Here is a 4,247-nt window from a genome sequence, read left to right as displayed (position 1 = left end):
CTCGTAAACCTCGTCGAATTTCTCGTACTCCCGGTAGCCCTCAAGAAATGCATTCCAGAGTTCGGCCCAGTTGTCGTAATCAGCCTTCAGGGCCTCGTAAAAAACGTGAATGTCGACGCCCTTTGCCTCCATCCTCTCGTCGTGGTAAGAGAGTCCGAAGTCGATGAAGTATACCCTCCCGTCTTTCAGAATCATGTTCATGGGCGTTATGTCCCCGTGAATTATTCCGGCCGAGTGCAGCCTTGCAACGGCCCTGCCGATCTCCCTGCACAGATCCCTGCTCATAACTCTCTTCACCGGAGTGCCCCGTATCCTCTCCATCACTATCCTGTCCTCCTCGACGTCGAGCACAACCGGCGTTGCTACACCTGCTCTCCTTGCTGAGGAAAGTATCCTCGCCTCGGTAACAGTTCTCCTTCTCCTGAGCAGATTGTCGAGCTCTCTGACCCTGTACCTCTTCGGAACCCTGACCTTTTCAACCCTGTCGTCGTAAATTCTGACCTCGGCCTCCCCTCCAATGAATACCTCTACCACCTGACCTCCACCTCTTCTATCCTGAAGTCGGGATTTATGTGCGACCTCTCAACATCAACGCTGACTCCGTGCTCGTGCATCAGAAGTGCCGTGTATGCGATCATTGCGCCGTTGTCCCCCATGTACCTCTTCGGAGGGGCGAAGAACCTGGCGCCTCTGTCCTCGCACATCATCCTGAGCATTTCCTGGAGTCTGCTGTTCGCACCAACTCCTCCGACGAGCAGGCACTCGTCTCTGTCAAGGTACGCCATTGCCCTTTCTGTGACCTCAACAAGCATGGCGAATGCCGTCTCCTGGAGGCTGAATGCGACGTTTTCTGGCCTTACGCCCTCGTCCACGAGTTTCATTGCGTAGGTTACGAGGCCGCTGAAGGAGAAGTCCATCCCCTTGACAACGTACGGCATTTCAATGTATTCGGTGCCTCTCTCAGCGAGCCTCTCGACCCTCGGCCCTCCGGGGTGGGGCAGGTTGATGTGCCTGGCAAATTTGTCGAGCGCGTTTCCTATGCCTATGTCGAGCGTCTCTCCGAAGACCCTGTACCTGTTTCCCCTCTTCGCTATTACCTGACTGTTCCCTCCACTCACATATAGCGTCACGGGGTCTCTCGCTCCGGTCATCCACCTGCCTATTTCAACATGTGCCAGGCAGTGGTTCACTCCCACGAGAGGTATGCCGAGCCTGAGGGAAATCGCCCTCGCAACCGTGGCACCTATTCTGAGGCAAGGCCCCATTCCGGGGCCCTGAGAAAAGCCAACGACGTCGATCTCGGAAGGATCTATCTCTTCAAAAACGCTCTTCAGAACTCTTCCTGCAACCTCTGCGTGGTGCTGTGCCGCCTCTCTCGGGTGGATCCCTCCTTCTTTCGGCCTGTACGCATCTCCTGCTAACGCTATAACTTCCTTTTCATCCACCACTCCTACGCTGAAGTTCCACGCGGTGCTCTCTATCCCGAGAGAAATCATTTCTTGAATTCAGTATACCCGCACCTTCCGCAGGTCCTTCTGTCCTTGTGCTCGGCGAGGAAAACACCCTCTCCGCACCTCGGACAGAACTTCCTCGTCCTGACGACCTTGTCTCCCTTGATCTCGTAGAATTTTGACACCAGGACCTCACCCTTCTTGCCCTTGGTCATTGCTCTCCACCCTCCTGGGACTCTTCAGCAAAATTCCTCTTGAGGATGTAATCCTCCTCAACCGCCTTCATATCCTCTGGCGTCTCGTAAATCAGCGCGTATCCCTCTGCCTCCATCTTTCCGAACTCCGGTTTCATCCACCTGACGACGAGCCTGTCCTGTGTTGCGTTGAGAAGCCCCGAAAGTTTCTCCCTCACTTCCTGCCTTGAGGGAGTTACCTTGGTGTCCTCGTACTTCACCCTGAAGTAAACTTCCTTTCTTTTCAGCAGAGGATTGTCCCTCTGTTTCTCAATCAGCAGCTCCATCCTTACCACCTCCAATGAGCATGGATCTAACCCTGTCATTTCCAACTTCTTCCATCTCCTCAACCATGCGGGATATTAGAATTTTACCCTCCTCACTAACTGTGTATGCAGCAATACCCTTGGAGGGTATGCCGTAGAGAATCACGCTGCCGGCTGGAAGGAGAAGTGCGAGAGGAAGGGCAGACATGTCCTCCTCTCCTTCAACAATTATGCACGTCCTTCCCTCCGAGATGCCGGTCTTCAGGGCCTCAACGAGCTCCTCGGTTATGTGTCCCTGAGGGTTGCTCACCCTGACGACATTGTAGCCACTCAGGAAGGGCATGATGTCTGACTCGAAACCATCTCCGAGCTCTCTCCTCTCCGTTTTGAAGTCGATTACAACGAGGTCTGGCGAATACCCTGCCTGAAATGTGAAAAGGGAGACGAGATCTCCTATGGTTGCCAGGAACTCTGTTTCCTTTATCTCCTCTATGCTCCTAACGAGCTCAGGACCAATCCCCTCGTACAGCCTGCCGAACGGGACTGCAAGCTCTTCTCTGAGTTTCTCTGTTACCCTCAGCATTTCAGCTCACTATGAGTGCGTACTTGCCAGCATACTTCACTCCGAGCTTCTTGGCAACCTCACTTTTTTCCGGGTCAATTATCACGACGTACCCGTGCCACTCCCTCGTGAACTCCCTGCTGCCGCAGACCTTACAGACTGTCGGCTCTTCGGTTATGTATCTGCACTTCTTGCAGGCGTACTCTACCATCACTCACCACTCTCCAGCTTTCTCTTATCCTCCTCGATCCACTTCAATGCGCCGAGCCAGGGCTGCCTCATTGTGAGACCAATCTTGCTCTTTTCAGGCTCCTTCTCCTTTAGTGAAAGGGCCACGATTCTCGCTCTTACGATGTCGCCCTCCTCGAGTGTTCTCTTGGTCTCCTTTCCGACGAGTCTCTTGCTCTTCTCGTCAAAGTTCAGGTAGTCGTCCGTGATCTGACTCATGTGGAGCAGCCCGTCGAGCGGTCCGAGGGAAACGAACGCTCCGAACTCGACTATCTCATTAACCAGACCCTCAACAACCTCCTGCATTACCGGTTTGAATGTTATTGCCGTGAAAACCACGTCGAAGTACACACCGCCATCTCCCTCGATTATCTTTCCCTCGCCTATCTCCTCCACGCTCTCTATACCGACGATCATCCCGTACTCCTTGTCCAGCATGCCCTCGAAGTTCTCCCACAGCAGTTCGTCGATTATCTGACCAATGTCCTCGCCGAGCCTGTTGGGGGGAACCCTAACCGTGTCTCTAACCTTTATCCTTGCATACATGATCATCACCAGAATATGTGGGGCAAAGGACTGCTAAGCTTATAAATTTAATCCCGACCTGCAGATTAATTTTTCCCCGGATGGGATCGGAAAGAACTGAAAACTCACACCTGACACTCCTTGGGAACGCAGTACCCTCCGTTGAGGAAGTAGTACCTGCACACGAACATGTCGCACATGTACTCCGGAACGACGAGCTTGTATTTCCAGCACCAGTACCTCTTCACGCACTCACTTTATTCCCGGTACTAATTAAATGTTGCTCCCATGGATTCGCATCTCCAAAATCCTAAAAATTAAATACTCATGAAGAGTCCCATAGGCCGGAATGAGAATCGTGATGAAGTTCGGCGGAACGAGCGTTAAGGACGGCAGAAGCATACTCCACTGCGCAAACCTCGTGAAGAAGTTTTCCAGGAACAACGAGGTGGTGGTGGTAACATCCGCAATGGCCGGCGTCACGGACTCTCTTCTGCACGCGGCGAAGAAGTGCTGTAACGATCCGTCTCCCGGTTTTATCAAGCTCTTCATCGCTGAAATGACCAAGAGACATTATGATGCGGTCAATGATGCTGTTAAAAATGAGGAGATCAAGTCAAAGGTCCTGTCCAAAATTGACAAGCTTCTTGACGAGCTCGAGAAAGTGCTTCTGGGAATAAATTACCTTGGCGAGCTAACTCCGAGAAGTCTCGAGTACATTCTCTCGTTCGGTGAGAGGCTCTCTGCTCCCATACTCTCCGCGTCACTCCTGTCCATGGGGGTCGACAGCCTGGCGCTCGAGGGGGGAGATGCCGGCATACTGACGGACGAGACCTACGGGAGAGCCAAACCCCTTCCCGAGGTTTACGGTACGATCAAGAGCAGACTCGAACCACTCATTTCCATAAAGAAGAGCGTTCCTGTCGTTACTGGTTTCATCGGCACAACCAAAAGCGGGAACATAACCACCCTCGGTAGAGGT

At 52.8% G+C, this 4,247-nt stretch carries 9 protein-coding genes; 1 reads left to right on the top strand and 8 read right to left on the bottom strand.

The annotated features are described in order from the left end of the window. From ACXJJC_RS03215 to ACXJJC_RS03180, 8 genes are all read right to left on the bottom strand, one after another. A partial coding sequence (locus ACXJJC_RS03215; protein ID WP_456369387.1) for a Kae1-associated kinase Bud32 occupies window positions 1-534 on the bottom strand: 534 nt, incomplete at its 3' end. Beyond that, window positions 528-1,496 carry a bifunctional N(6)-L-threonylcarbamoyladenine synthase/serine/threonine protein kinase gene (locus ACXJJC_RS03210; RefSeq protein WP_456369386.1) on the bottom strand — a complete coding sequence of 323 codons (969 nt, stop codon included), beginning with the start codon at window positions 1,494-1,496 and terminating at the stop codon, window positions 528-530. The genes ACXJJC_RS03215 and ACXJJC_RS03210, both read right to left, overlap by 7 nt. Then, the gene (locus ACXJJC_RS03205) at window positions 1,493-1,666 is read right to left on the bottom strand and encodes a 30S ribosomal protein S27ae (protein WP_456369385.1); all 174 of its coding nucleotides are present in this window, start codon (window positions 1,664-1,666) and stop codon (window positions 1,493-1,495) included. The genes ACXJJC_RS03210 and ACXJJC_RS03205 overlap by 4 nt, the downstream gene beginning before the upstream one ends. Then, window positions 1,663-1,971: a 30S ribosomal protein S24e gene (locus tag ACXJJC_RS03200; protein ID WP_456369384.1), complete on the bottom strand. Its 309-nt coding sequence runs from the start codon at window positions 1,969-1,971 to the stop codon at window positions 1,663-1,665. The genes ACXJJC_RS03205 and ACXJJC_RS03200 overlap by 4 nt, the downstream gene beginning before the upstream one ends. Beyond that, window positions 1,955-2,533, bottom strand: coding sequence for a GTP-dependent dephospho-CoA kinase family protein (locus tag ACXJJC_RS03195; protein ID WP_456369383.1), 579 nt, complete (start codon window positions 2,531-2,533; stop codon window positions 1,955-1,957). The genes ACXJJC_RS03200 and ACXJJC_RS03195 overlap by 17 nt, the downstream gene beginning before the upstream one ends. A 1-nt stretch (window position 2,534) precedes the next feature. Beyond that, on the bottom strand, window positions 2,535-2,723 hold the full coding sequence (gene spt4 / locus ACXJJC_RS03190; RefSeq protein WP_456369382.1) for a transcription elongation factor subunit Spt4: 189 nt from the start codon (window positions 2,721-2,723) through the stop codon (window positions 2,535-2,537). Further along, window positions 2,723-3,286: a DNA-directed RNA polymerase gene (gene rpoE, locus ACXJJC_RS03185; RefSeq protein WP_456369388.1), complete on the bottom strand. Its 564-nt coding sequence runs from the start codon at window positions 3,284-3,286 to the stop codon at window positions 2,723-2,725. Before rpoE ends, spt4 begins: the two co-directional genes overlap by 1 nt. A 104-nt stretch (window positions 3,287-3,390) precedes the next feature. Continuing rightward, a complete protein-coding gene (locus ACXJJC_RS03180) occupies window positions 3,391-3,513 on the bottom strand; it encodes a hypothetical protein (protein WP_456369381.1) in 123 nt (40 codons plus the stop codon). A gap of 101 nt (window positions 3,514-3,614) precedes the next feature. On the opposite strand from ACXJJC_RS03180, the gene ACXJJC_RS03175 reads away from it, so the two are divergent. Next, window positions 3,615-4,247: amino acid kinase family protein (locus ACXJJC_RS03175; RefSeq protein WP_456369380.1), on the top strand; the 633-nt coding region annotated here is incomplete at its 3' end.

The sequence above is a fragment of the Geoglobus sp. genome (assembly GCF_054018175.1).
This window is presented reverse-complemented; position numbering and strand designations above follow the sequence as displayed.